Raw genomic sequence first — 25,414 nt, 5'->3', positions numbered from 1 at the left:
GCGCTATGTTAGTTAATTTTTCTAAAATGCACGGCCTAGGCAACGATTTTGTTGTAATTGATAACATTACACAAAACGTTTTCTTATCACGAGATCAAATCAAAAAATTGGCAGATCGCCATTTTGGCATTGGCTTTGACCAACTGTTAATGGTCGAAGCGCCCTATTCTCCTGATCTCGATTTTCATTATCGTATTTTTAATGCCGACGGCAACGAAGTGGAACAATGCGGTAACGGAGCTCGCTGTTTTGCGCGCTTTGTACGCATGAAAGGCTTAACCAATAAACACAAGGTAACGGTTTCTACCAAATCAGGTAACCTTACTCTTTATATTGAAAAAGATGGGCAAATCACGGTTAATATGGGCCACCCAAATTTTGAGCCAAATAAGATTCCACTCAAAGCCAGCAAACGAGAGCTTACCTATATTATTCGCGCCGAAGAACACACTGTATTTAGTGGTGCCGTTTCTATGGGTAACCCGCACTGTGTGTTAGAGGTCGATGACATTGAGACCGCTGATGTAAATACATTAGGACCATTACTTGAGAACCATGAGCGTTTTCCACAGCGTGTAAATGTGGGCTTTATGCAGGTGATTTCGCAAGAACATATTAAACTAAGAGTATGGGAGCGTGGTGTGAGTGAAACACTCGCATGCGGTACTGGTGCTTGTGCTGCCATGGTTATTGGCCAGGTTCAAAGCAAGTTAGCCACAACGGTACAGGTTGATTTACCCGGTGGTAGTTTACAAGTTCGTTGGCAAGGTGAAGGTCACCCAGTAAGAATGACAGGCCCTGCAGAGCACGTATTTGATGGACAAGTTGCCCTATGAGTAAAATAACCAAACAACAAGTTAGCGACTTTCTAACTGAAAATCCGGATTTTTTGCTGCAAAATCCAGATCTTTTAGCACAGCTTGAATTACAGCAACATGCTCAAGGCGCAACGTCTTTAGTGCATATTCAACAACGCCAGTTGCGTGAACACAATACCAAGCTAAAAGCGCAAATTGAGCAACTGATTGAGCAAGCAACTGAAAACGAGTCTATCTATCGCTTATTTAGCCAATGCCACCGTCAACTTTGGACTAATTACGATTTTAAAACCTTAGCGACTAACTTACGAAATATTATTTGCACCAACCCTGCAATCAGCGAGTGTCATTTAGTACGCTACGAAGCTAAATATGATGCACTAATCGAACATCGCCTAAAAGACACTGGCACTTACCTTGGTCGAGTTAGCCAACAGGAGCGAGATTTATTATTTGCAGAGCAAACCCAATCAACTGCTTTGTACCTAATTGGCAACAACCAACATCCAGTTGCAATTTTAGCTTTTGGCAGCCTTGATGTGAATCATTTTGAACCCGCTAAAGACAGCTTTTTTGTACTTGAGTTTGTACGCTCTTTACAGCTTAGACTACTGGAATTAAAACTGGAACTAGCATGAGCGAGGAGCAACCTCCTGGTTTAGAGCAACTAACAGCGCAATTGAGCGAACAATGGCTCACTCCAATCCAGCTGTTTAGTGATTACTTACGGTTTGAAAAGCAATACTCTGCGCACACCATTACCCAATATACTAGCCAGCTACAATTTGCCGCACACTATTTTAGCAAGCTATGTGATGACTGGCAGGACGTAAAAGGTGAGCATATTCGCCGCTACAGCATGGCACTGCGCAGCAAACAACTCAGTGGTAGAACAATTAGCCTAAAGCTTAGCTGCATACGTAGCTTGTATAAATTCCTTAAGTCTAAAAACATTACCCAGCAAAGCCATTATCACAATCCTGCTGAAGCAATTAAAGGCCCTAAGTTTGCTAAGCCTCTGCCAAAGAACCTCGATGTTGATCAAATGGCACGACTATTAGAAATTGATGACGATGACCCCCTAGCTATCCGCGATAAAGCTATGATGGAACTTATGTATTCATCAGGGTTACGTATTAGCGAGTTAGTTAGCGCTAACATGCAGGATATTAACCGCAGCGAAGGTGAAATACTGGTACGAGGTAAAGGCAATAAAGAACGCTTATTACCGGTGGGCGGCAAAGCCCTTGATGCATTAAATTGTTGGTTAAAGTTACGACCGCAATTTGCCAATCCAGACGAGCCAGCTGTGTTCGTCAGCAGTAAAAAATGCCGAATATCAGTGCGCCAAGTTCGATTACGGATGCAACAATGGGGTATTAAGCAAGGTATTAGCAGCCAGGTACACCCGCATAAATTGCGTCACTCATTCGCCTCACATATTCTAGAATCATCAGGTGACTTAAGAGCCGTACAAGAGCTTTTAGGGCATAGCAGTTTGTCAGCTACGCAAGTGTATACCCATTTAGATTTTCAACATTTAGCTAAGGTGTACGATAACACTCACCCCCGCGCTAAAAAACGCCAGAATACCGATTAAAAGGAAACGTATGATCCGTTTTAACCGTGCTATATCACCCATAAAAGTATTGAGTTTTGATTTAGACGACACGCTTTATAACAATCACCCCATTATTAAAGCCGCGGTGCAAGCACAAATTGATTACTTAAACGCGTTACCTGACTGGCAAGCTCAAGGTAAGCAATATTGGCAACAATGTAGAGAGCAAGCTGTAAAGCAAAACCCAGCGCTAGTTGATAACGTGACCCAATGGCGAAAAGATACCCTACAATTAGGGTTAGCAAAACTGGGTTACCAAGGCGAACAACTTAAGCTACATGCCACTGCTGCATATAAAGCGTTTGCTGACGCTCGCAGCCAAATAACCGTAAGTGATGATGTTTTAGAACTACTCTCACAACTTAGTAAGCATTATCGTTTAATTGCTATTACGAATGGCAATGTTGAAATAGAGCGCTTTAATCTAAATGGCGTCTTTGAACTGGTACTACAAGCCGGAATACATGGCAAAGCAAAACCCCACCCAACCATGTTTGAACAAGCTTGTTCGCATTTAAGCGTAGTACCTGAGCAAATTTTACATATTGGTGATAGTTTAGATACTGATGTGCACGGCGCTCATAACGCTGGATGTCAATCACTGTGGCTAAGCGATCAACCTACACAATATGCGTACCGTGGTTTACCTGATGTAGAAATAACAAACATTCACGCGCTTAAACACTTTTTAAGATAAAGGAGTTATCGATGGGCTGGGGTTTTTACACTAAATTAGTTAGCTTTTTATTATTACTTTCGGTTGCACTCAATACCTATTTACTTTGGCCTAAACCGACTCAATCGCAAGCACAAACTTTAATATCAACCAAGACAAAACCGATTCTAAAACACAGTGTAAAATCAACCAGTCCAGAATACCAGCAGGCTGCTAATCAGTTCCAAAAACAACAATTTACTGCAGCTGTAGCAAGCTATCAACAATTGATCAACTCACACCCGCTAGAAGCTGAACAGCTTTATTTTAGCTGGTTAGATACACTTGATAGCTGGCTGCTTAATAATGAACTAACAACCAGTGAAGCCTTCTTATACGCATTTTTAAGCAGTTTTCCTTATGATATAAAAATGCTGCAATTAGATGTTGAACGCTTAGTTAAAAACCAGCAGCCCCATCAAGCTATCGTGGCACTTTTTACTCTGCAAGCCATGACGAATGAAGCAGAGCAAGCCGCTGTCTCCATGCGTTTAACTCAATTAACGCAAGCCCAAATAAATACCCTAAGTAAGCGAGAGGCATGGCAAGAAATAGTTAATCAAACGGCTGTATGGTTAGATTACAGCAGTGAAAATCCCTATTACTTAATGGCACAAGCCAATGCATTTTATCAGCTGGGGGATTTAGTCAGCGCGCAGAGTAATCTAGATAGACTGGATGAAGAGCATCCGCTCAAGTCTCAAGCAAGTGAGCTACAAACTTTAATTAACAATGCTTACTCAGAAGTAGAGTTAGTACCACTGACTAAACACGGGGCACATTATTTACTTGATATTACCGTGAATGACGCACTAAACACGCAATTAATGATTGATACCGGCGCCAGCCTCACCGTTTTACCGCAAACAGTGATTGATGCTCTTTACCCAACGCCTGAATATTTAGGCACCATGATGGTAAACACAGCTAACGGCAAAACTACCGCACAACGATATCGCGTTGAATCAATTAAAATTGGCCAACAAGTACTCACTGATTTTGATATTTTAGCTATCAGCCAACATTCCGGGCATGGTTTACTAGGGATGAACTTTTTGCAGCATTTTAAATTTAATATTAATCAGCAAACAAATCAGCTAGAGTTAGACAAACAATAAATTAAGGATAGCTATGAACCTCAACGATTTTCTCAGCAATTTAGCCAATGACCCGCAAAGTATTGCGTTTAGCGATACTATGGCTGTCATTGATAACAACTACACATTTACGCCATCAGGTTTTAATAACCATGGGTTAGTCAGTGGTGCTAATGAAAATAATGGTTCATGTAAAATTTTTGCCTTCGCGAAACTGAATCAGCTTAGTAAACAAAATACTTTAGATTGCTTTGGTGCTTTTTATCGCGATGAGGTATTAGGCAATCCTGATGGCGAAGACCACATGAATATTCGTACTTTTATGCTTGCACCAGAAGCCACTCCATTTTTAGGGATAACTTTTGTTGATAAACAGGTTCTTACGAGCAAGAGTTAAAGTACTTTTTCCATAAAGTAACGAGTACCATCGAGTGGGTAATTATTCATTTGGTATGTAACACGATAGCCGTTTTTTTCGTAAAACGGCTTAGCTTGAAAATCTAACGTATCAAGCTGCGCAACAATAGCGCCGTGCTCTACAGCGGCTAATTCAAGTTCATTCAATAGCTGCTTGGCAAAACCACAACCTCTAACCCCCTCATCACACCAGAGCCAGCTGATTAATAACCAATTACCAAAAACGTGCCCTGAGATCCCTGCAACCAGGTCCGTTTTTTCAATTATCTTAAAGCCCAAAGGAATACGCTCTGCGTTAAAGTGCGTGTTGTTAAATGCAACTACTTCTGAGCGTAGCTGAGCACTTAGCTCAATGGAATCGTCTTTAACTAAGGTATACATTTAAACCCATAAAATCTTAATCTCAGTACAAATGGTTTTTCCCATAAGGAACCTCGAGCATATTACTTTCAGCTTTTTCAGGCTGACCGCACATTTCATCATATGCACTGGTATGGCGTAATACCATTTGCACGTAGCTTAAATGCTCTAATCGCTTTTGAATATGTAATGGGCTCAGGCCACGAATAAACTCATCATGCTCATCTGTGACATAATATTCCACATTATTGATCATTACAGAAACCTGATAAAGCGCCATTTCAAGAGAGTGAACAATCACTTTTTGGATAGGCTGGTGATTAGCCAACTCTGATAATTTAATCGCCATAATCTTACTCTTTTGCAAAGTATAGTTAGGCTCAATACGTGGCTTTGTTATACTTTGATCAATTAGAACTTTTAATAACACTTATGACTGAAAAAATCCGTCTTGCCAAATACCTCGCCCATGCAGGCTTATGTTCTCGTAAACAAGCATCGAGACTCATTGATCAAGGCGTAGTCACAGTAAATAACCGTGCGGCAAACCATATTGATCACATTGATGATAACGACCTTATTGTTGTTAACGGTAATCGTGTTCAAGGTAAAGCAAGACACGTCTATTTTGCTTATCATAAACCTGTAGGCATCGACTGCAAATTAAACCACACCGACCCCAGCAGTTTAATCCACCACTTACCTAATACAACACGTGTTTACCCTATCGGGAGATTAGATAAAGACTCAAGAGGCTTACTTATTTTGACCAATGATGGTGAATTTTGTAATCAACTCATTCATCCTGACTTCCACCAGCCCAAACGCTATATTGTTAAAGTAGATAAACCACTGGATGATAATTTTTGCCAAAAAATGGCAAATGGAGTCCCTGTAGATAAACAAATAACCTTGCCTTGTATTGTTGAAAAAATAACAGAGAATCAATTCACCATCACCTTAAAACAAGGGCTTAATCGGCAAATTCGCAAAATGGCGCATTACTGTGGCTATCGGGTTATTGATTTATACCGTGAGCAAATTAGTGAGCTTAACTTAACGACCCTCAACCTTGCTGAAAACAGTTACCTTAAAATTAGCAAATCCGACATTTTAAAAAATTAATCACTTTTTATACAAAAACAGTTGCAAAAATTGATTACAAGCGTAATCTAATATAAAAGATTACACTTGTAGGCAACATCTATGATCGAATTATCAAAAGCAGAATTTGAAGTGCTTGATGCACTTTGGCAAGACTACCCAGCAACAGCAAGTCAAATCATTGCACGCTTAAGCGATGAAAAGCAATGGCATGAAAAAACCATCAAAACATTACTAGGCCGTTTAGTTAAAAAAGGTGCACTTAGCTTTGAAAAAGAGGGCCGTCTGTATATTTATACTCCTTGCATGGAGCGCGCTGACTATACACAAAAAGAAAGCCAAAACTTTATTGAACGCTTTTTCAGTGGCCGTATAGCACCGCTGGTTAGTGGCTTTGCTAAGTCCGAACAGCTTTCTCAACAAGACATCAACGAACTTAAAAAAGTGATTGATGACTGGGAAAAACAACAAAAGTAAGGGCCCAACCATGTTAGAAAGCGCGTTTAACTGGCTTATTGAGCAGCAGCTATTAGTAACCACTTTAATTCTGAGTTTACTCATTCTAGAGCGCTATTCATTAAAATGGCTTAGTGCAAATTTTGTTTATAAATTATGGTTATTGGTGCCGCTTTCACTGCTACTGGTTAACTTACCAGAACATTATAAGCCAATTCAAAATACGGCAATGAGTACGATGTTGATTACACCGAATCAACATGTAAACAGTCACTTCAGCATTAGCTGGGTATTACTGTATACCATGGTATTTTGCTTTTTAGCGGTAATCGCGGTTATGACACACAAGCAATTTATAAAACAGCTAAAACTGGCTCCTTTGCATAATAAGCAATTAGCTGAGCAAACCCCTAATATCACTCTATTGCAAAGTGACACGGTAAATACACCGATGGTAATCGGCCTATTAAATACACAACTTGTACTGCCAACAGGATATTTACAAAAAACAGACCATGCATCTCTTGCATTGATAATCGAACACGAACAAGTCCACATAAAACGCAGAGACAACTTGCTTAATATGGTGTGCTTATTAGCCACTCTCATATTTTGGTTTAACCCTATTGCATGGCTTGGTTACATGAGCTTTCGTCGCTTACAAGAACTCTCATGCGATGAGACCGTACTTGCGACAAAGAATACACACCAACGGATTTTATACAGCAAAGCCCTCATTAATTGCGCGGCTAATACCCGCACAGGTTTGATGGCCTATTCACACTATGGAGATAAAAACACGATGCTTCAACGACTCAAGCAAATTAAACACAACGGTAATAGTTCATTCGTTGCCAAGGGGGCATTACTGATTTTTGCTGCAGGCATGCTCAGTAGTTTTGCCAGTGCTAAACAACCAGAAGTCAAAACAGACAAACATTCAATTTCGCCTATTATGAGAATTGAACCTCTTTACCCAACTCAAGCTGCAGAGCAAGGAATTAGCGGCTCAGTGGTATTGAAATACGATATTAGTCCAACAGGTAAAACTCAAAATGTATCCGTTGTCAGTGCGACTCCTGAAAACGTATTTAATAAAGAAGCAAAGAGAGCGCTAACAAAATGGCAATACAAGCCGTCTGCCTCAGGCTTCAAAAACGTACTTGTGCAGTTAGATTTTGCAATCGATGACAATTACAAATCAAAAGATTTAGTAGAAAAGATCACGGTAGCTTCTAAGTAAGCATCGGTAACGAAAAACTTCAAAGCAAGCGCCTTTTTTAAGTCGCTTGCTTTGGCGTTTTTGCCAATTAACATAAAAAAGCCGCCATTACTTATCAAGCAATAGCGGCTAACAATAACATCAGTTTCACTATAGCTCAGTATCACCATTTTGAAACTGTGACATATTGTCGCAGCTGATATATTTTCATCTTACCCATTATTAGTTCGCAATCTATCTACTCTCCTGATAATTTGACTTTCTCTTAAATACACTGTATTCATTATGACTTGGATATTTTTTACTTTTTTAGCCGCCTTTATGCAGGCATGGCGAAATGCTCTGCAAAGTAAGCTCAGTACTGATATGAGTTTGGCGGGTGTTACCCTCTCTCGATTTATTGTAGCCAGCCCCATAGCTGCGATTTACTTGTATGGTCTGTATCAATACCGAGACGCCGCTTTACCCACATTTAATAACGCTTTTTGGATCTTTATTATTGGTGCAAGTGTGATGCAAATACTCGCCACTGGTTTAATGGTTAAGCTCTTTAAAATGAACAATTACGCCGTAGGTGCAGGCCTTGCGAAAAGTGAAGCGCTCGTTGCAGCTATATTAGGGATATTATTTTTTGGCTCTGCATTAACTTTATTTGGCTGGCTTGGGGTATTTTTAGGTGCTATTGCGGTACTTTTACTTAGCGGTATAACCAGTGTAAAACACTTTAATGCCAAAACTGCATTCTTAGGTCTTGCCTGCGGTACGAGCTTTGCTCTCACCTCTTTATGGGTGCGCGAAGCAAGTTTAAATTCAGGTTTGATGTTTCCCCACTCTGCTGCCTGGGTGTTGCTCTTTGTGATTAGCCTACAAAGCCTTATTCTGCTTATTTACTTACTAGTTAAAGAACCAAAAACAATAAATAAAATGTGGCACTATAAAAAAATGGTTTGTTTGGTTAGCTTTTTTAGTTGTATCGGTTCAATTGGTTGGTTTAGCGCAATGAGCTTGCAGCACGTAGCTTATGTAAAAACCTTAGGACAGGTGGAAGTGTTTTTTACTATGCTAATTTCTATTTTATGGTTAAAACAACCTCTTAAACGCCAAGACAGCGCAGGGCTTTTATTAATTGCCATTGCGGCAATTTTAGTGATGCTGCCAGCATAAATAGGCGGTTATCAAAATAACCGCTTATTAAGTATTAGTGACTAATTTTCAAAGTGATAACACCACTTATAATCATTAGTACACCCGCAATACGGCCGAATGTCGCGGCATCGTTATAAAATAAAATACCTACTAGGAATGTACCTGCGGCACCAATCCCTGTCCATACGGCATATGAAGTGCCCATAGATATATCACGCTGGGCGAGCCATAACATAAAGCCGCTAGCGACCATAAAAGCAACCGCAATACCAATCCCCAACCAGCGATTCTCGCCCTCTTGTGACATTTTCAAACCAACTGGCCAACCTATTTCAAGCAAACCCGCGATAATCAAATAAATCCACGCCATTAATTTTCTCTCTTTTTCAATATTACATCATACAGATCTTCACGACGATCTTTTAAGTTACGCACCGTACCTTCGCTATGAAGAATTTTCAGCTTATCCATATCCAAATCACTAAACAACAACATTTCAGTGTTTGGTGTGGCTTCGTTTAAAGTGGCATCATGCGGGAATGAGAAATCAGACGGGGTTAATACCGCTGATTGCGAATATTGTACATCTAAACTTTCTACCTCAGGTAAGTTACCAACGGAGCCTGCTATTACCACATAACACTCATTTTCAATCGCACGCGCTTGCGCACAGTGACGCACCCGTAAATAGCTATTTTTGGTATCTGTCCAAAATGGTACAAATAGAATATCTAATCCTTGCTTAGCTAAAATTCGCGATAACTCAGGGAACTCAACATCGTAACAAATTTGAATACCAACGCGCCCTGCGTCAGTATCAAATACGGCAATTTTATCACCCCCTTGAATCACCCAGTCGTTTTGCTCATGCGGTGTTATATGAATTTTACGCTGCTCATCAATTTTACCACTGCGGTGACACAAGTAACTCACATTATAAATTTTATCACCTTCTGCAAGAGGCATAGAGCCGGTGATAATATTTGCATTATATTCAATCGCCATACGTGACATCGCATCACGGAACGTCTCGGTATATTCGGCTAAGTAACGAATTGCTTCGGTTTGATTGCTTTGTTCCGTCAGCCCCATTAACGGTGCATTAAAAAATTCTGGAAATAGAATAAAATCACTTTTGTAATCAGAGACCGTATCAACAAAGTATTCGACTTGTTTTAGCAGTTCATCAACCGACTCTACACACCGCATTTGCCATTGTACTGCGCCAACTCGCACAATCGATTTAGTTGATTCAAGCACCGTATCTGTTGGTTCGAACATGATGTTATTCCACTCAAGTAAAGTGGCATAACCTACCGACTCTTGATCCTCCGGCAGATACTTTTTGAGTAATCGTTTTACTTGAAAGTCATTCGATAATTGGAAGCTTAAAATAGGGTCGTATAATTCTTTATGATCCACTTTTTCTATGTACTGCGTCGGCGTCATCTCACTGCTATAGTTGTAATAACGCGGAATACGCCCACCGGCCAATATAGCACGTAAATTATACTGACGGCATAGCTCTTTACGCGCATCGTAAAGCCTGCGCCCTAAACGCATACCTCGGTGGGTGGACGAAATGACCACGTCTAGACCGTACAAGGCATCCCCTTCTGGATCACTAAATACACGATCATGGCCATCAACAATATCTTCATAAGTATGTGGATTAGAAAACCGCCCGTAATCAACTTGCACACTCAACGCAATACCGACCAACACACCATCATCAACCATGCCTAATTGACCTTCTGGGAATTGATCTATTAGTCTAAAAATAGTGTGAGTTGGCCATGCACCGCCTAAGTCCGGGTAAGCTTGATCCATCAAAGTCTTAATTTGTGGGTATTGCTCTTTGGTTAAGTTACAAATTTCTAAATGAGTTTTTTCTACCGACATACACAACTCCTTGAGGTGCAAGACATAGTTCTTTTGCTACCTGTCATTTAAACAGCTTATACCTACAAGGTATAATTATTTATTTTTTATTAATAAAACAGTGTAATTGAATGGCCCTGAATAGCCGCTTATAAAAACACAGCCACAATCCCTGTGGAACACAAAACAATGGCCGTCATTATATAAGCACTGCTAATCAATTTAATAACCTCAGAACTCACGCAACTGAGGCTGAATAACAATTTGGTGATTAACAGCTTGTGGCAACAAAGGTGTCAATTTCGCTTCAATATAATCATTAAAACCTGCTCTATAAAACGGTGAAAGCGGATGACCAGATTGCCCTCCTGGAATAGCCATTACTGCATTATCTAAGTGACCTGGTTGCGCAATAAAGCGCTGTGAAGCACCAAAACTAGGCCCTTGCACTGCAGGCATAAAGCTATCGCCAAAACCTGGGGCTTTCGGCATATTTAATAACTTACTTAATTGAGGAATTTGCTGAGCAAAAGGATGCTTAATGGCAAGCTCATTAACCACTCCCCACCGCCAGTTTTGGGTATCACTACCAAATTTATTAGTTAACTTTGCTATGGTTTTCGTAAACGCACCGGCTAATTGTTCATCCCAATTATTATAAGCTGGGCTCAACCAGCTTGATGGTTGTTGTTCTATTAACTGCCAAACAGCGGGCTCTAGGTCTCGCTTTATATACTTCAGTGAGCCTCCGACGCCTTTAAGTCGAGTTTGCAATGGACTAAATACCGTATTAATCACCTCATCACGAAAGCGTCTTACTAAAGTATAACCAATTGAGCTTGGGCAGGCGCAAGCTTGCCAATTATTAAGAAGTGATATGTATTGTTGATTAACATCTGCTTGTTTACTTAATTGCGCTAACAATAAAGCATGCCAAGATGTTAAAAATCGCGCTTCATTATCATGTTGAAGTTCATTAAAATCAGCCTCATCAAAGTGCTCTTGTGCAAATAACCGGTCTCGTATTTGCATTGAACGAGCCCCCATGGCATAACCGCCGTTACCAAATCGCACATCGTCTGCAGCAGATACAACGCGAGAGTTTCCAGTCCATAAACGCGCATCAGTTGGATTTTTGACACTCGGCCTTTCAGACTCATTTTGTTGCCATAATGACGAGTAATCAGCTTCACTCACAGCCAGCTCACTAGGCTCTTTACGTGCTGGGATTGCTCCCATATGCTTCCAAGCGGCACTGCCTTGGCTATCAACAACCATTAAGTTTTGCACCGGAATTCCCACATCACTGGCAACTGAAAGGGCATCATCCACTGTTTTCGCTTGCTCTAATTGCAGTAGACTCATATCCACCGCATAAGGCATGTGCGCTACCCAACTGAGTGCATACTGTTTATCATTTATTTTACGTACGGGGCCATATTCACTCATGGTTAACTGGTAAGGCTCAGAACGCCCTCCGGGTAATGCTATGCGCTCAGTTAACTGCCACGTTTTACTGCTGCGAGTTAAAGCCACCCAATCAGCCGTGTCTATATAACCATTGGTAAATCCCCAAGCAATTTCATTGTTTGTACCAACCACAATTGCCGGAGCTCCAGGCAGTGATACACCCGTCACCTGATAAGCATCGCCACCTTGCTCATAATTGAGTTGTGCACGATACCAAATAACGGGGACTGCCATAGATAAATGCATGTCATCTGATAATAATGCAGCAGCATTCGAGGTTAGCTGACTCGTTACTGCCCAGTTATTACTTCCACGTTCTTGATTGGCTTCAATATGTTGGTAAGTATACGCTGTACTAACGGGAAGCTCTGGAATACCAAGCTCATAAGCGGGTAATTGACTACCATCAAGAGAAGCTTGATATTGACTCGGTTGCGTTAAAAAATGCACCATCTGCTTGCCATATAAATCTGCAATTTGAATTAAACTGTGGTCACGTTCAAAGGTTGCTGTTTGCAAATCCAAATACATACTAAATATAACCAATAAACTGTCTTCACTACGCCAAGGTTGCTGCTGTGCTCCAGTGAGTAAATACTCAAAACTTGGGAATCCTATTTGTGCCAGCCCTTCGTTAACCCCTGCGGTATAACTTTGTAGTAACTCTTTATCTTTTAAAGGGAGCTTTTTAACAATTTCAGTGCTGCGCTTACGTAACTGATGAAAACGCATTTTTTTATCAAGCTCTAGTGCTGCTTCACCAAATAACTCACTCAGCTCACCTGCTGCATTGCGTCGTAATAAATCCATTTGAAAAAAGCGATCTTGACCATGAGCAAAACCTAGCCCAAAGGCTGCATCGTTACGATTAACAGCACCTATAACCGCTTGCCCTAAGCTGTCTCGCTTAAGCTGTACCTCATTGGTGATTGCTTGGCTACGGCCTTTACCATCAAGAGCAGGTAAGCTTAGTGACAATACACCATAAACAATGGCGGTTGCCGCCAAACCTAAAATAACGATTGTTAAAACCAACCACTTGATAATTCTGAGCATAATCAGATTCCTTACTTAATGAGTTTTTCCATAGTACTCACAGTTTTATGAAATATTAATGTTATTTTTCGTGAGTCTTATCATTTAATCAAAAATGTTTATTAACGTTTTCAATATTATTGAAAACGTTAATAAAATTCGATGAAATTAACACTGTTATTTCTAGTAGAGATTTTTATTTCCGCTAATAATTAGCTATAGTTGAGTTGCCTTGTCTTAAAAGTAAACGCAAAAATGCCATTGTCGCCAACCAAAGACCATATACAAGTTTCAAAGTTTAAGCTGACATTTTGGCTGTCACTTTCATTTATAGTGATAACGAGCGTCGCATTTGATCATATTAATTACAATCGTGCTAAAGAATCTCATCGACTACTTATTTTATCTGAAGTGAGCAGCTATCGAACTCAATTAGAATCAATTCTGGTATCTAATATTCAACTTGTCAGAGGTCTTGCCGTCGCTGTAGCTGCTGAACCAAATTTAGATCAACAGCGCTTTTCACAAATTGCAGCTCCTTTATTTTCTACCTCTTCTGAATTAAGTAATATTGGCGGCGCCCCAGATATGGTTATTCGTATGACATATCCATTAGAGGGTAATGAAAAGGCAATTGGACTTAATTTTTTAGAAAATAAAATTCAACGGGCTGATGCTATACGCGCACGTGATAACAATGAAATAGTGATGGCAGGTCCTTTAACTTTAATCCAAGGCGGTGAAGCACTTATTGCAAGAGTACCCGTTTACCTTCCCCCAAGTAACGAGTTTTGGGGTTTATTATCCGTTGTTTTAGATATTGAGAAAATTTACAAAAATTCAGGTATACGCCAATTAGAAGAAGACTTTGATGTCGCTATTCAAGGACAAAACGGGTTAGGTCTTAATGGGGACTTTTTTTTTGGTAATGCAGACATTTTAACTCGTGACCCGCTACAGTTTAACTTAACTTTTCAAGGCGGTGAGTGGGAAATATATGTAACACCTAAATCAGGTTGGTCACCTCCTGCATCAACTATTTGGCCGCTCCGCTTAGCTATTATTACAATAATCGCTTTATTAATATGGGCATTTTTGTTCTTTTTAAAAATGCTCAATCGCCAGCAAAAAAGTGAGAAAATGCTATCTACTATGAGTAGCTTGGCTAAAATAGGCGCTTGGTCATTTAGGCTAGATACCCAAGAAGTTTATTGGTCAGATATGACTAAAGAAATATTTAAATACTCACTTGATAAACAACCAGACTGGCCAACTAATTTAAATTACTTCAAAGCAGGTGAAAGTCGAGATACGATAAGAAACCTCATTGAACGAGCAATTAAATTTGGTGAAAACTACGAAGCAGAAATTGAAGTTGTTGACTCAGATGGCAATTCAATTTGGGTATTAGTACACGGCGAAGCCGAAATGCGTAATGGCCGCTGCGTGAGAATATTTGGCTCATTACAAGATATTGATACCCGAAAACGTATAGAAATTGAAAATAGCAAAATAGCACTTCATAATGAAGTGCTAGCTTCTTTAACTACAAATAAAGCAATTTTGACAGGGCATCTAAAACAGTCAAAAGATGTGATAACACACGCTATTTGCCAGGCATTAGATGCCGATCGTGCGAGTATTTGGTTTTTTAATGAAAATAAAGATCAGCTACAAACGTACGCTTATCACGGTAAAAACACTGCTGATTTTATAATAACTACGTCTTGGCAACAAAAAGACCTAAGTGCTTTATTTTCATCCATTAATAATCAAGCCGTTATAAATACGCCTAACGCCCTGAGTAACCCCTTAACACAACCCCTTAGTGAGTTGTATTTAACCCCTTTAGAGATAGAATCTATTCTTATTGTTACCATAGTAGGAGGAAGCGGTGTAATTGGTGTTGTTTGCGCAGAACATTGTAACAATCCTCGAAGGTGGTCTCGCAATGAAGAAAGCTTCTTAATTGCAGTTGCAGCTCTCATCGGTAGTTTACACTCAAGTGAACAGCGCATTGAAACCGAGCAACAGTTAGTAGCAGCAAAAGAAGCTGCTGAGTATGCCGTGGCTGCAAAAGGTGAATTTTTAGCGAGTATGAGTCATGAAATTCGCACACCAATGAATGGTGTTTTAGGAATGCTGAATATTGTGCAACAAACACAACTCGATCCACAACAATTACACCATATTCAACTAGCGCAATCCTCTGGTCACTCATTACTAAATATCATTAACGATATTTTAGACTTCTCTAAAATTGAAGCTGGTAAGCTAGATATTGAGTATGTTGCTTTTAACTTACCTAAATTATTAGGAGAAGTGGTGGAATCTTTTGCACTAAAAGTTGAGCAAAACAATACTAAGCTCATTTTAGACGCAACTAGAATCAACGTAAATGAGATTAGCAGCGATCCTAATAGGTTACGCCAGATTATTAATAACTTACTGGGCAATGCTGTTAAATTTACTGAAAATGGCGAAATAATTGTTATTGCAGACTTAAAAAACACCACTGATGGCACCTTCTTGCATTGCTCAATCGTTGATACGGGAATTGGTATTAAAGCAGATAAGCAAGCGGCTTTATTTGACTCATTTACTCAAGCAGATACTTCAACTACTCGTCAATATGGCGGCACAGGGTTAGGCTTAGCGATTGTTAAGCAACTATGTCACTTAATGCATGGTGAGGTCAACGTCACTAGTGTACCCGGACAAGGCAGTACGTTTACTTTTGCAATCAAAGTGAAGCCCCTGCTAAATCAAGAAAATAGTTTACCTAGTCACCTGATTAATGACAAACACATATTAATCGTTGATAACTGCCCACTAAATAGCTCGATTGCACACAAGCAACTAACCGTATGGGGGGCAAAGCCGACTATTATTAATGACTATAACGTACTAAGCGAGCACCTAGACACAACTTTAGCTGCGGTAGACGCAATGCTAGTTGACCATAGCTACTTTTTAAACGTCAATAACGACGCCATAAATCAACTTAAGAATTACTTAAAAAACCACAAAGTAAAACTAATATTAATGGCACCAATGAGTTTTTCTCAAGACAATGCGAACCTACCAATAGAAGCTGACTGCATTATTTTCAAGCCATTAACGCCTTCGGATCTATTCGATTCACTGGCCAATGATAAGTTTATAGAGCAACAACAAAATAATATTCTCCCACTGGCTGCAATTAATTCACCAAGTCCTAGCTCTTCAAGTGAAATAAAAATACTACTAGTTGAAGATAACAAGGTTAACCAAGTGGTTGCCTCTGCACTTTTGAAGCAAGCAGGTATCAATTTTGATATCGCTGAAAATGGCTTAGAAGCAATTGATAAATTAAAAAATAACACTACATCACCCTATAAATTGTTATTAATGGATTGCCAGATGCCTGAAATGGATGGCTATCAAGCAACCCAAGCTATTCGCCAAGGTGAAGCTGGCGAAGAGTACCGAAACGTCACTATCATCGCTCTGACAGCTAATGCAATGCAAGGTGATAGAGATAAATGTTTAGCAGCAGGCATGAGCGACTACCTCACAAAGCCTCTAGACTTCGATGCTTTAAACCCTAAATTAGATCACTGGCTCAACCAAAAACAATAATAAGGACATCTAATGCAATTAACCGCAAACCAGCAACGTGTAATCGGCTGCCTATTAGAAAAACAAAGTACAACCCCTGAGCACTACCCGCTCTCTTTGAACAGCCTCGTGAATGCGTGTAACCAAAAATCTAACAGAGAACCTGTACTTTCTTTAACACAAAGCCAAGTGCAAAACACCTTAGACGAACTTGAAGCTCAACGTCTCGTTACCAAGGATGAAGGGCTATCTGGCCGTGTGAGTAAATATGCACACCGGTTTTGCAATACTGAGTTTGGCAACCTCAAGTTTACTGAGCAAGAACGTGCAATTATATGCTTAATGCTACTGCGTGGCGCACAAACACCCGGTGAGCTAAGAACCCGAAGTAATCGCCTTGCCGATTTTTCTAATGTGGCAGAAGTAGAAGCTGCACTTAATACGCTTATTTCACAAGAATATATAATTAAACACCCGCGAGAAGCAGGTAAAAGAGAAAGCCGTTACAGTCATTTATTTACTGATTCACCAAGCGTTGATGACCCTGCGCTAGATGAGCCTGAGCCCGCACAAATGAAAAGCGAAGAAATGGACGAATTACTTGCTGAAATAGACGAGTTAAAAACCGAACTACAAAAAATTAAGCAACATTTAGGGCTTTAAATTAAGTCCGATGAATAACATAATACACTCAACCCCCTTAAATAGTCAGGAGCTCTAGATGCGTGCCAACATAGTGGCGGAAATGAAAGTTCAGCCGAATATAGATATAAACAATGAAATTAACCGTCGAGTTAATTTTATTAAAAATCGCCTTGTTGCGGCACATTCTCGTTCATTGGTATTAGGGATTAGCGGCGGCGTTGACTCGTCAACCTGTGGCCGCTTGTGTCAACTTGCTGTTAACCAGTTAAATGAAGAGCAAAATACTGATAAGTATCAATTTATTGCTGTACGTTTACCTTATGGAATACAAGCCGATGAAGACGAAGCGCAACTAGCCGTTGATTTTATTCAACCGAGTAAGCGCTTAACCGTCAATATTAAACCGGCAGCAGATGGGATGCATGAACAGGCTCTTGCGGCGATTGTAGGCTGTGGTGAAGCCGTGCCAGAACAAGCCCAAGTTGACTTTATTAAAGGCAATGTTAAAGCACGTCAACGCATGATAGCGCAATACGAGATTGCAGGCTTTACTCAAGGCTTAGTGGTTGGCACCGATCACAGCGCTGAAAACATTACGGGTTTTTATACCAAGTTTGGTGATGGAGCATGCGATTTAGCACCACTATTTGGTTTATCAAAACGTCAAGTTAGAGCGCTGGCTAAAGAGCTAGGTGCTCCAGAATTACTGGTAAATAAAGCGCCAACTGCTGACTTAGAATGCGATCGCCCAGGCTTAACTGATGAAGAAGCGTTAGGTCTTAGCTATGAGCAAATAGATGACTTTTTAGAAAACAAACCAGTAACTGATGAAGTAAGTGACAAACTGATTGCTATATACCAACGTACTCAGCATAAACGCCAAGCTATTCCAACTGTTTATGACGAAAAGTAGTAGTGAGTTAATTCGTACAAAGTAAACACCACCTCAATGGCAATTAATAGCAATAAAAACGCAATTAATTGCCCGCTTTTCATTTTGGCACACAAGTACGCTCCAAGCGGCGCTCTATAACGACAACGGGTATTACAGCAAGTAAATAGGCTTCGACTTCATTATTCACCGCCTCTAAATAGTAATAATTAATACATTGATCGAATAAACAGATTAATCCGTAAAAACACACAGCAACCCTACAACACTGAGGGTGAAATAATCCTGTAAATTAGTTTATAGTAACGCAAGTCAATACATAGCGTTTAGCAGAGAACAATCATATTTATGACATCACCCATATTAATTACGGGTGCCGGCCAACGAATTGGGCTAGCACTAGCACAGCATTTGCTCACTCAAGGGCAAAAAATCATTATTACCTATCGCACCCGCCACAAATCTATAGATGAATTAGCAGCAAAAGGCGCGACCTGTATTGCCGCTGACTTTAATAGTGATGAAGCGATTAATGAGTTTATAGTAACGCTGAAAAGCCATACTCAGTCACTAAAAGCAATTATTCACAATGCATCTAGCTGGGACTGCGAAGCGAATAACTCTAATAGAGCAGACTTGTTCGACAATATGATGCGCATACATGCTAAAACACCTTATTTAATTAATTTAAATTGTGCTGATCTTCTAATAGCTCATCAAAACAATGAACATACCCCAGCTGATATTATTCATCTAACGGACTATATTGTTGAAACTGGTAGCCCAAAACATCTAGCCTATGCAGCAAGTAAAGCTGCGCTGGATAACCTAACAAAGTCTTTTTCAGCTAAGTTTGCACCGCAAATTAAAGTTAACTCTGTTGCTCCCTCGTTGATTATATTTAATCAGGACGACGACGAAGCTTATCGCAAAAAAACGCTAAAAAAATCTCTGATGGGTATTGAGCCAGGTTGCCAAGAAATTATAAACAGCGTCGAACTATTACTAAATAGCCACTACATCACTGGGCGGTCAATTCCAGTGGATGGTGGTAGACATTTAAAATAACCTATTTAAAAATTGAGAACTTTATGCACAATGAATTAAAAAATAGCTACCAAGAAATAATCAGTGCTGTGGGTGAAGATCCGCAACGCGAAGGCTTACTTGATACACCAAAACGCGCAGCTAAAGCGATGGAGTATTTAACCAAAGGCTATCGCGAAACATTAGATGAAATTACCAATAATGCAGTATTCACATCAGATGCAGATGATATGGTCTTGATCCAAGATATTGAGCTTTATTCAATGTGTGAGCACCATCTATTGCCTTTTGTTGGCCGTTGCCACATTGCCTATATCCCAAATGGTAAAGTTTTAGGCTTGTCTAAGTTTGCACGTATTGTTGATATGTACGCACGACGTTTTCAAATTCAAGAACAACTGACCCATCAAATAGCCAAAGCTGTTGAGGAAGTAACAGGCGCGAAAGGCGTCGGCGTTATTGTTGAAGCAAAACACATGTGTATGATGATGCGTGGTGTTGAAAAGCAAAACTCAAGCATGCGTACATCGGTCATGCTAGGTAACTTTAGAGCTGATCCTAAAACCCGCAATGAGTTTTTACAGTTGATAAAAGGGTAAGCTATGGCCAATGCGATCATTAATGTCACTAACTTGCGGCTGCGAACTTTTATTGGTTTTAATCCCGAAGAGCGTGAAAAAAAACAAGATGTCGTGATTAATCTAGAAATCCATTACCCTGCTGAGCAAGCGTGTGAAACCGATGAGGTTGATCAAGCTTTAAACTACAAAGTGATCACCAAAGAGGTGATAAACATAGTAGAAAACGGGCACTTCTTGCTTTTAGAAAAACTCGTGGCAGAGATTTTAGCGGCTTGTCATAGTCACCACAGTGTACATTATGCAAAAGCACGTGTAGATAAACCACATGCGTTACGTTTCGCAGATTCGGTGTCTCTTACACTAGATTGGGTTAAACCTTAAAGCGCTTTATCTAAGCCAACGGCAAAGGCCAGCACCACCAAATAGCGTGCACCTTTGCCAAGTGTGACCAACCACAAAAATGTCCACCAGCGCACCTTAAAAATCCCCCCAACAACAGTGAGCGGGTCGCCTACTATGGGTAGCCACGCAAACAATAAACTATACACACCGTATTTTTCAAAACGCACTTGGGCTTTGTCTATATTTGTTTGCGAAACAGGAAACCATTTACGATCTTTAAACCGCATTACTTGTGTACCCAGCCAGTAATTAATACAACTGCCTAAAACATTACCCACTGTGGCTGCCAACCACAATAGCCAAAGCAGGTAATCTCCCTGTGTTATCATTGCAGTTAACACAATCTCTGAAGAACTAGGCAATAAGGTTGCCGAGATGAATGCCGTTAAAAATAAGCTTAAATACGCCATATTGCTCTATTGGTTAAGCAAATAAAAACCCAGCAATGGTGCTGGGTTTTTATAATGAATTTGATAGATTATTTTATCAAATTTAGCGTAATTGGGTAGTTAAACTCTTTGCCGTCATTAGCTTTTATAGCTCCAATCACTATCATTATGAATGAAAAGACAGCAACGATAGGGAGTAAAATAACGCCAATCACAACAAACATTAAAATAAAACACACTATGTAAGCAATGAGCATCGTAATTTGAAAGTTTAACGATTTTTTACCGTGTTCAGCCACAGTGGGCATTTCATCTTTTTTGATTAACCAAACAATTAATGGCCCAATAATACTGCCCATTGGCACGATAAATCCTGCTAATGCGCTTAAATGACATAGCATTGCCCATGTACGCTGCTCTTTATCCACCTCAATTGGTTCAACCTGTTGGTTTTCTTTCATTATAACCTCCTTTTTTATCTATATTGACGGTTTTAAGGCATAATGTCTATAAAACAACCAACAATGAAAGTTAGTCATTCTTTTTACCACTTGGTACTCTGATTAACAAAGAGTTATTAAGCAACTGCAACAATCCACATTAGTGCAAGGCCTCGCGTTTAATCTTGTTAGATGAACAAAACCAAGTCGTTAAAACACGTATTGATGAAAGTCCTAATACATTACAAAAAGTGCTCTGATAGCCCTGTGATAAAAAAGTGATAAGTTTGTGAGGCTTTCATGATTTTGCTATTTGATACTAACGCTGAATCATCAATAACAGGAACTAACAATGAAAGCCTCAACATTTACAATTGCATCTCTTTTAGCAGTAGCAAGCCAATCAACTATTGCTGCAGAACTAGAAGTAGAAATTACGAACCTTACTAAAGGTCTTTACTTTACACCGGTACTAATAACAGCGCACGACAGTGAAGACAAATTATTTGAAGTCGCAACCGAAGCCTCTTCTGCACTGCAAGCAATGGCTGAAGGCGGCGATATTTCAGCTCTTGTAACTCAGGCATCAGCATCAAGTAGCGATATTGCAGAAAACCCAGCTGCTGGCTTATTAGCTCCAGCAGCGTCAGCAACAGCAGAACTAACAACTACCGATGGCAACGAGTACCTATCAGTAACCGCTATGCTACTTCCAACAAATGATGGCTTTGTCGGACTTGATAGTTGGAAAGTACCAACAGAAGCGGGTACTTACACCGTGTACTTAAATGGCTACGATGCTGGTACAGAAGCAAATAACGAGCTTGTTGTAGAAGGCTCTGGTGCACCAGGTACATTAGGCATTCCAGCTGCACCAGGTGCTGATGCCGGCACCGGTGGCACAGGTGTAGCTATGGGGGATACAAACACTATGGTGCACATTCACCCTGGTAGCTTAGGCGATGACAACCTAGAAGGTGGTAATAGTGATTTAAGTAACACTGTACACAGATGGTTAAACCCAGTTGCAAAATTAACTGTGACGGTTAAATAGGAGAGTTAATTATGTCATCTCTTTCTAATTTCAAAAAAAGTGCGCTTATTTTAATGTTAGCCAGTTCGTTAGCTGCATGTGGCGATAACGATAGTAACGACCCTATTGAAGATCAAGAGCCTGTCGTTGTTGTTGAGCCAGAACCAGTAGTCTATGAATATACTATTACCTTTAGTAACTTAACAGCCGGCCAGCCTCTATCGCCATTATCTGTTATTGCATTTGATGATACCGCGCCATGGCAATTTGGTGAGCCAGCTTCTGTTGGTTTAGAAATGATTGCAGAAAGCGGCGCTAACGAAGAGTACCTTAGTGACGAAAATGCACTTGCTGCAGTCTCAGCTGAAGGCGGTACAGGTCCTGGTGAAACAACCACTGTCACTATCTCTGTTGATGCACAAGATGTTCTTAATTTATCTTTTGCTGCAATGCTTGGGAATACAAATGACGCTTTTACCGGTCTTAGTTCTGTAGATGTATCAACATTGGAAGTAGGCAGTTCAATATCAAGAACAACCGCTGCTTACGATGCGGGTACAGAAGCAAATACAGAAACAGCTGAAACTGTGCCAGGCCCTGCTGCTGGCGGCGAAGGATTTAATGAATTACGTGACGATATTGCCGATATGATCACTATGCATCCAGGTATTGTGTCTAATCAAGATAGCTTATCAACTTCTGCACTTGGTGCTGAGTTTAAGTTTGATAATCCAGTATCGAAAATCGTGATCACTCGTACACAGTAAAACAGCTTGTAATGGGGAAATGAAGAGACATGGATGTCCCTTTTATACGAGGTGTACCATGCGGCACGAAAAGTTACTGGTAGTAGAAGACGACAGAGAGATTGGGCAATTAATCACAACACAGCTTGGCTCTTTAAATTTACACGTTGATCATGTAATAAGCGCCGAGCTTGCGCTACAAAAAATAGCCAAGCAATCTTACGGACTAATTCTACTTGATATAAACCTACCACAAATGGATGGGCTTAGCCTGTGCCGTAAAATAAAAGAGCACTACCCTACTATTTCAGTTATTTTACTGACTGCACTTAGTAGCGATATGGACCGTGTGATTGGGCTAGAAATGGGCGCTGATGATTATATTTGTAAACCCTTTTTTGCCCGTGAATTACAAGCACGTGTTAAAACACAGTTACGCCACAGAGCACAATTACTTGCCATTCAAAATAACGATAATGATACACACTGCGAGCAATCACTAATCGTAGGCTCTCTTAATATTGAGTTTAGTTCACACCAAGTATATTTAGACCAACAGGCATTAAACTTAACCGCAACTGAGTTTGACCTACTCGTATACTTTGCTCGCCACCCTAACCACGTATTTAGCCGCCAACAATTATTAGATAAAGTATGGGGCTACCAACACAGTGGCTATGAGCACACTGTTAATTCACATATTAACCGCCTTCGTGCAAAGCTTGAGCAGCATCATCAAGCGCCATTTATCGAAACTGTATGGGGTGTAGGCTATAAGCTTAACCCAAGCCAACTAGGGTAACTTACATGCTTAATTTTTCTTTGTATCAAAAACTGGCCATCTCGTTGGTAATTATATTTTGCTTTATTTGTGCACTCGTTTATAGCTGGAGTAAGCAGTTAGAATTGAATTCAAAGCATCATGGCGAACAAAATTTACACTTAGCACTCGCTGAACACTTAGTACAAGATAACCCGCTCATAAAAGAGGGTGTATACGACTACAAAGCGCTTGAAAATCTATTTCATACTTTAATGCTTTTAGGGCCTGCATTTGAGTTTTACTTTGTTGATAAAAATGGAAAAATTCTTACCTACTCTGCAGAACCTGGCAAAGTTAAACGTACTCATATCAATTTGGCTCCCCTTAAAAAATTGATTAATGACCCAAGTAAAGCTCCCGTTTATGGTGATAATCCGCGTAATCAAGCACAGCAAAAAATATTTTCAGTCGCACCGGTGTACAACCATGACAAATTACAAGGTTACTTATATGTGATTATTGGTGGCGAAGCTTATGATACTTCACTAAAAGATATAAAAAGTAACGATAGCTTATGGCTCGCTGCTTTATGGTTAGGTTCTGCACTTGCTTTTTTACTGATTGCTATGCTTATTTTACTGCGTTTTTTTACCAACCCAATTCAACAGCTAGCCCGTGATGTAAGTAATATTGAAGCAGCCAATTACAGCCTTACAGATACAAAGTTAAGTAATTATTCAACACAAAAAAACAATGAAGTACACATCTTAGGGCGTAGTATTCAAGCAATGGTCACACGTATCGACGAGCAGTTTAAAGCCCTTGAACAAAGTGATAAAAAAAGAAAAGAGCTACTTACTCATTTATCTCACGACTTACGCACTCCACTTGCCTCGCTGCAAGGGTTTTTAGAGGTCTTAATACAACCTAATAACCAATTAAGCCCACAAGAACAACAGCACTATTTACACGTCTCCGCTAATAACTGCCACCAGTTAAAAAACTTAATTGAACAAATATTTGAGCTTGCTCATTTAGAAAATGGTCAAATTACAATAAACACTGAAACGCTTAACCTAGGTGAGCTAATTTATGATTGTGTAGCCAAGTTTTGTATCGCTGCAGATAAAAAAGGCATTCAACTTAGTGTTGAACCTGCCATTTGTGATTTTACCGTAGAAGCAGATATTGCTAAATTAGAAAGAGTGCTTAGTAATTTAATTGATAATGCTCTACGTCACACTGACACAGGTGGAAAAGTAGTAGTCCATGTACATAACGTTGATAATGAACAGCTTTATGTTGATGTTTCCGACACTGGGGTTGGTATTAAACAAGAGGAGCTCACTGCAATTTTTGAACCTCATTATCAGGCGAGTAACTCCAATAAAGCAGGTCGGCAACAAGGCGGCTTAGGGCTGGCTATTTGCAAAGGGTTACTCAAACTGATGGACAGCGAAATAAATGTGCAAAGTGAACTGGGTAAAGGTACGCAATTTAGCTTTAATTTAGTGCAAAAAATAAAGGCGTGATA

Annotated in this window: 27 protein-coding genes; 20 read left to right on the top strand and 7 right to left on the bottom strand. The window is 40.0% G+C overall.

What is annotated here, in order from left to right:
• The first annotated feature begins 5 nt into the window (after positions 1–5).
• From dapF to AAEU30_RS10020, 6 genes are read left to right on the top strand one after another with little or no spacing between them, the layout of a single operon-like run.
• Positions 6–836: a diaminopimelate epimerase gene (gene dapF, locus AAEU30_RS10045; protein WP_421960379.1), complete on the top strand. Its 831-nt coding sequence runs from the start codon at positions 6–8 to the stop codon at positions 834–836.
• Positions 833–1,456, top strand: coding sequence for a DUF484 family protein (locus AAEU30_RS10040; protein ID WP_421960378.1), 624 nt, complete (start codon positions 833–835; stop codon positions 1,454–1,456). Before dapF ends, AAEU30_RS10040 begins: the two co-directional genes overlap by 4 nt.
• A complete protein-coding gene (locus AAEU30_RS10035; protein ID WP_421960377.1) occupies positions 1,453–2,418 on the top strand; it encodes a tyrosine recombinase XerC in 966 nt (321 codons plus the stop codon). The genes AAEU30_RS10040 and AAEU30_RS10035 overlap by 4 nt, the downstream gene beginning before the upstream one ends.
• A gap of 10 nt (positions 2,419–2,428) precedes the next feature.
• Positions 2,429–3,136, top strand: coding sequence for an HAD-IA family hydrolase (locus AAEU30_RS10030; RefSeq protein ID WP_421960376.1), 708 nt, complete (start codon positions 2,429–2,431; stop codon positions 3,134–3,136).
• Between the two features lie 11 nt (positions 3,137–3,147).
• Positions 3,148–4,272, top strand: coding sequence for a retropepsin-like aspartic protease family protein (locus AAEU30_RS10025; protein ID WP_421960375.1), 1,125 nt, complete (start codon positions 3,148–3,150; stop codon positions 4,270–4,272).
• A gap of 13 nt (positions 4,273–4,285) precedes the next feature.
• Positions 4,286–4,648, top strand: coding sequence for a HopJ type III effector protein (locus AAEU30_RS10020; RefSeq protein ID WP_421960374.1), 363 nt, complete (start codon positions 4,286–4,288; stop codon positions 4,646–4,648).
• Here AAEU30_RS10020 and AAEU30_RS10015 read toward each other — a convergent pair.
• Complete coding sequence (locus AAEU30_RS10015; protein WP_421960373.1) at positions 4,645–5,049, bottom strand: GNAT family N-acetyltransferase; 405 nt, start codon at positions 5,047–5,049, stop codon at positions 4,645–4,647. The genes AAEU30_RS10020 and AAEU30_RS10015 overlap by 4 nt on opposite strands.
• A gap of 22 nt (positions 5,050–5,071) precedes the next feature.
• Positions 5,072–5,377 carry a DUF6482 family protein gene (locus AAEU30_RS10010; protein ID WP_421960372.1) on the bottom strand — a complete coding sequence of 102 codons (306 nt, stop codon included), beginning with the start codon at positions 5,375–5,377 and terminating at the stop codon, positions 5,072–5,074.
• 83 nt (positions 5,378–5,460) lie between these two features.
• Here AAEU30_RS10010 and AAEU30_RS10005 point away from each other — a divergent pair, with 83 nt between their 5' ends.
• The 4 genes from AAEU30_RS10005 to AAEU30_RS09990 all read left to right on the top strand — a co-directional run bounded on the left by AAEU30_RS10005 (position 5,461) and on the right by AAEU30_RS09990 (position 8,974).
• Positions 5,461–6,153 (top strand): pseudouridine synthase, encoded by a 693-nt coding sequence (locus AAEU30_RS10005; protein WP_421960410.1) that lies wholly within the window; start codon positions 5,461–5,463, stop codon positions 6,151–6,153.
• Positions 6,154–6,234: 81 nt separating this feature from the next.
• Positions 6,235–6,609 (top strand): BlaI/MecI/CopY family transcriptional regulator, encoded by a 375-nt coding sequence (locus AAEU30_RS10000; RefSeq protein ID WP_421960371.1) that lies wholly within the window; start codon positions 6,235–6,237, stop codon positions 6,607–6,609.
• A gap of 10 nt (positions 6,610–6,619) precedes the next feature.
• Positions 6,620–7,831, top strand: coding sequence for a M56 family metallopeptidase (locus tag AAEU30_RS09995; protein ID WP_421960370.1), 1,212 nt, complete (start codon positions 6,620–6,622; stop codon positions 7,829–7,831).
• 264 nt (positions 7,832–8,095) lie between these two features.
• Positions 8,096–8,974: an EamA family transporter gene (locus AAEU30_RS09990; RefSeq protein WP_421960369.1), complete on the top strand. Its 879-nt coding sequence runs from the start codon at positions 8,096–8,098 to the stop codon at positions 8,972–8,974.
• Positions 8,975–9,008: 34 nt separating this feature from the next.
• Here AAEU30_RS09990 and AAEU30_RS09985 read toward each other — a convergent pair whose 3' ends face one another.
• The 3 genes from AAEU30_RS09985 to AAEU30_RS09975 all read right to left on the bottom strand — a co-directional run bounded on the left by AAEU30_RS09985 (position 9,009) and on the right by AAEU30_RS09975 (position 13,363).
• Positions 9,009–9,326, bottom strand: coding sequence for a DMT family transporter (locus AAEU30_RS09985; protein WP_087531228.1), 318 nt, complete (start codon positions 9,324–9,326; stop codon positions 9,009–9,011).
• The gene (locus AAEU30_RS09980) at positions 9,326–10,858 is read right to left on the bottom strand and encodes a carbon-nitrogen hydrolase family protein (protein ID WP_421960368.1); all 1,533 of its coding nucleotides are present in this window, start codon (positions 10,856–10,858) and stop codon (positions 9,326–9,328) included. The genes AAEU30_RS09985 and AAEU30_RS09980 overlap by 1 nt, the downstream gene beginning before the upstream one ends.
• A gap of 210 nt (positions 10,859–11,068) precedes the next feature.
• Positions 11,069–13,363, bottom strand: a complete 2,295-nt coding sequence (locus AAEU30_RS09975) for a penicillin acylase family protein (protein WP_421960367.1) — start codon at positions 13,361–13,363, stop codon at positions 11,069–11,071.
• Between the two features lie 234 nt (positions 13,364–13,597).
• Here AAEU30_RS09975 and AAEU30_RS09970 point away from each other — a divergent pair, with 234 nt between their 5' ends.
• The 6 genes from AAEU30_RS09970 (at position 13,598) to folX (ending at position 20,488) form a co-directional block, all read left to right on the top strand.
• A complete protein-coding gene (locus AAEU30_RS09970; RefSeq protein WP_421960366.1) occupies positions 13,598–16,963 on the top strand; it encodes an ATP-binding protein in 3,366 nt (1,121 codons plus the stop codon).
• A gap of 12 nt (positions 16,964–16,975) precedes the next feature.
• On the top strand, positions 16,976–17,605 hold the full coding sequence (locus AAEU30_RS09965) for a YceH family protein (RefSeq protein ID WP_421960365.1): 630 nt from the start codon (positions 16,976–16,978) through the stop codon (positions 17,603–17,605).
• A 58-nt stretch (positions 17,606–17,663) separates the two neighbouring features.
• Positions 17,664–18,500 carry an NAD(+) synthase gene (gene nadE / locus AAEU30_RS09960; RefSeq protein WP_421960364.1) on the top strand — a complete coding sequence of 279 codons (837 nt, stop codon included), beginning with the start codon at positions 17,664–17,666 and terminating at the stop codon, positions 18,498–18,500.
• A gap of 327 nt (positions 18,501–18,827) precedes the next feature.
• Positions 18,828–19,547: a dihydromonapterin reductase gene (gene folM / locus AAEU30_RS09955; protein ID WP_421960363.1), complete on the top strand. Its 720-nt coding sequence runs from the start codon at positions 18,828–18,830 to the stop codon at positions 19,545–19,547.
• Positions 19,548–19,570: 23 nt separating this feature from the next.
• Positions 19,571–20,125 carry a GTP cyclohydrolase I FolE gene (folE, locus tag AAEU30_RS09950; RefSeq protein WP_087531235.1) on the top strand — a complete coding sequence of 185 codons (555 nt, stop codon included), beginning with the start codon at positions 19,571–19,573 and terminating at the stop codon, positions 20,123–20,125.
• Positions 20,126–20,128: 3 nt separating this feature from the next.
• Complete coding sequence (gene folX, locus AAEU30_RS09945) at positions 20,129–20,488, top strand: dihydroneopterin triphosphate 2'-epimerase (RefSeq protein WP_421960362.1); 360 nt, start codon at positions 20,129–20,131, stop codon at positions 20,486–20,488.
• On the opposite strand, the gene AAEU30_RS09940 is transcribed toward folX, so the two are convergent.
• Both AAEU30_RS09940 and AAEU30_RS09935 read right to left on the bottom strand, forming a co-directional pair.
• Positions 20,485–20,919: a YqaA family protein gene (locus tag AAEU30_RS09940; RefSeq protein ID WP_421960361.1), complete on the bottom strand. Its 435-nt coding sequence runs from the start codon at positions 20,917–20,919 to the stop codon at positions 20,485–20,487. The two genes, folX and AAEU30_RS09940, sit on opposite strands and share 4 nt — an antisense overlap.
• Positions 20,920–20,987: 68 nt before the next feature.
• On the bottom strand, positions 20,988–21,359 hold the full coding sequence (locus tag AAEU30_RS09935) for a DUF4870 domain-containing protein (protein ID WP_421960360.1): 372 nt from the start codon (positions 21,357–21,359) through the stop codon (positions 20,988–20,990).
• 331 nt (positions 21,360–21,690) lie between these two features.
• Here AAEU30_RS09935 and AAEU30_RS09930 point away from each other — a divergent pair, with 331 nt between their 5' ends.
• The 4 genes from AAEU30_RS09930 to AAEU30_RS09915 are packed head-to-tail and all read left to right on the top strand — an operon-like array spanning position 21,691 to position 25,412.
• The gene (locus AAEU30_RS09930; protein ID WP_421960359.1) at positions 21,691–22,392 is read left to right on the top strand and encodes a spondin domain-containing protein; all 702 of its coding nucleotides are present in this window, start codon (positions 21,691–21,693) and stop codon (positions 22,390–22,392) included.
• Positions 22,393–22,403: 11 nt separating this feature from the next.
• On the top strand, positions 22,404–23,138 hold the full coding sequence (locus AAEU30_RS09925; RefSeq protein ID WP_421960358.1) for a spondin domain-containing protein: 735 nt from the start codon (positions 22,404–22,406) through the stop codon (positions 23,136–23,138).
• Between the two features lie 58 nt (positions 23,139–23,196).
• Entirely contained in the window at positions 23,197–23,919 is a 723-nt protein-coding gene (locus AAEU30_RS09920; RefSeq protein ID WP_421960357.1) for a response regulator transcription factor, read from the top strand.
• 5 nt (positions 23,920–23,924) lie between these two features.
• Positions 23,925–25,412: an ATP-binding protein gene (locus AAEU30_RS09915; RefSeq protein WP_421960356.1), complete on the top strand. Its 1,488-nt coding sequence runs from the start codon at positions 23,925–23,927 to the stop codon at positions 25,410–25,412.
• Positions 25,413–25,414: the final 2 nt, after the last annotated feature.

Origin of the sequence: Pseudoalteromonas mucoides (assembly GCF_049257175.1) — a bacterium.
In the GTDB taxonomy this organism is placed as follows: Bacteria; Pseudomonadota; Gammaproteobacteria; order Enterobacterales; family Alteromonadaceae; genus Pseudoalteromonas.
Note: the sequence above shows the minus strand (reverse complement) of the source record. Positions and strands in the feature narration are given on the sequence as shown.

Excerpts from the sequence above, each read along its gene's own strand:
- AAEU30_RS10010 (WP_421960372.1), bottom strand. The coding sequence starts at position 5,377 with ATGGCGATTAAATTATCAGAGTTGGCTAATCACCAGCCTATCCAAAAA.
- AAEU30_RS09925 (WP_421960358.1), top strand. The coding sequence starts at position 22,404 with ATGTCATCTCTTTCTAATTTCAAAAAAAGTGCGCTTATTTTAATGTTA.
- folM (WP_421960363.1), top strand. The coding sequence starts at position 18,828 with ATGACATCACCCATATTAATTACGGGTGCCGGCCAACGAATTGGGCTA.
- dapF (WP_421960379.1), top strand. The coding sequence starts at position 6 with ATGTTAGTTAATTTTTCTAAAATGCACGGCCTAGGCAACGATTTTGTT.
- AAEU30_RS09935 (WP_421960360.1), bottom strand. The coding sequence starts at position 21,359 with ATGAAAGAAAACCAACAGGTTGAACCAATTGAGGTGGATAAAGAGCAG.
- AAEU30_RS09965 (WP_421960365.1), top strand. The coding sequence starts at position 16,976 with ATGCAATTAACCGCAAACCAGCAACGTGTAATCGGCTGCCTATTAGAA.
- folX (WP_421960362.1), top strand. The coding sequence starts at position 20,129 with ATGGCCAATGCGATCATTAATGTCACTAACTTGCGGCTGCGAACTTTT.
- AAEU30_RS10015 (WP_421960373.1), bottom strand. The coding sequence starts at position 5,049 with ATGTATACCTTAGTTAAAGACGATTCCATTGAGCTAAGTGCTCAGCTA.
- AAEU30_RS10025 (WP_421960375.1), top strand. The coding sequence starts at position 3,148 with ATGGGCTGGGGTTTTTACACTAAATTAGTTAGCTTTTTATTATTACTT.
- AAEU30_RS09930 (WP_421960359.1), top strand. The coding sequence starts at position 21,691 with ATGAAAGCCTCAACATTTACAATTGCATCTCTTTTAGCAGTAGCAAGC.
- AAEU30_RS10040 (WP_421960378.1), top strand. The coding sequence starts at position 833 with ATGAGTAAAATAACCAAACAACAAGTTAGCGACTTTCTAACTGAAAAT.
- folE (WP_087531235.1), top strand. The coding sequence starts at position 19,571 with ATGCACAATGAATTAAAAAATAGCTACCAAGAAATAATCAGTGCTGTG.
- AAEU30_RS10030 (WP_421960376.1), top strand. The coding sequence starts at position 2,429 with ATGATCCGTTTTAACCGTGCTATATCACCCATAAAAGTATTGAGTTTT.
- AAEU30_RS09980 (WP_421960368.1), bottom strand. The coding sequence starts at position 10,858 with ATGTCGGTAGAAAAAACTCATTTAGAAATTTGTAACTTAACCAAAGAG.
- AAEU30_RS09915 (WP_421960356.1), top strand. The coding sequence starts at position 23,925 with ATGCTTAATTTTTCTTTGTATCAAAAACTGGCCATCTCGTTGGTAATT.
- AAEU30_RS10000 (WP_421960371.1), top strand. The coding sequence starts at position 6,235 with ATGATCGAATTATCAAAAGCAGAATTTGAAGTGCTTGATGCACTTTGG.
- AAEU30_RS09990 (WP_421960369.1), top strand. The coding sequence starts at position 8,096 with ATGACTTGGATATTTTTTACTTTTTTAGCCGCCTTTATGCAGGCATGG.
- AAEU30_RS09920 (WP_421960357.1), top strand. The coding sequence starts at position 23,197 with ATGCGGCACGAAAAGTTACTGGTAGTAGAAGACGACAGAGAGATTGGG.
- AAEU30_RS10035 (WP_421960377.1), top strand. The coding sequence starts at position 1,453 with ATGAGCGAGGAGCAACCTCCTGGTTTAGAGCAACTAACAGCGCAATTG.
- AAEU30_RS09975 (WP_421960367.1), bottom strand. The coding sequence starts at position 13,363 with ATGCTCAGAATTATCAAGTGGTTGGTTTTAACAATCGTTATTTTAGGT.
- AAEU30_RS09940 (WP_421960361.1), bottom strand. The coding sequence starts at position 20,919 with ATGGCGTATTTAAGCTTATTTTTAACGGCATTCATCTCGGCAACCTTA.
- AAEU30_RS10020 (WP_421960374.1), top strand. The coding sequence starts at position 4,286 with ATGAACCTCAACGATTTTCTCAGCAATTTAGCCAATGACCCGCAAAGT.
- AAEU30_RS09995 (WP_421960370.1), top strand. The coding sequence starts at position 6,620 with ATGTTAGAAAGCGCGTTTAACTGGCTTATTGAGCAGCAGCTATTAGTA.
- AAEU30_RS09970 (WP_421960366.1), top strand. The coding sequence starts at position 13,598 with ATGCCATTGTCGCCAACCAAAGACCATATACAAGTTTCAAAGTTTAAG.
- AAEU30_RS09985 (WP_087531228.1), bottom strand. The coding sequence starts at position 9,326 with ATGGCGTGGATTTATTTGATTATCGCGGGTTTGCTTGAAATAGGTTGG.
- AAEU30_RS10005 (WP_421960410.1), top strand. The coding sequence starts at position 5,461 with ATGACTGAAAAAATCCGTCTTGCCAAATACCTCGCCCATGCAGGCTTA.
- nadE (WP_421960364.1), top strand. The coding sequence starts at position 17,664 with ATGCGTGCCAACATAGTGGCGGAAATGAAAGTTCAGCCGAATATAGAT.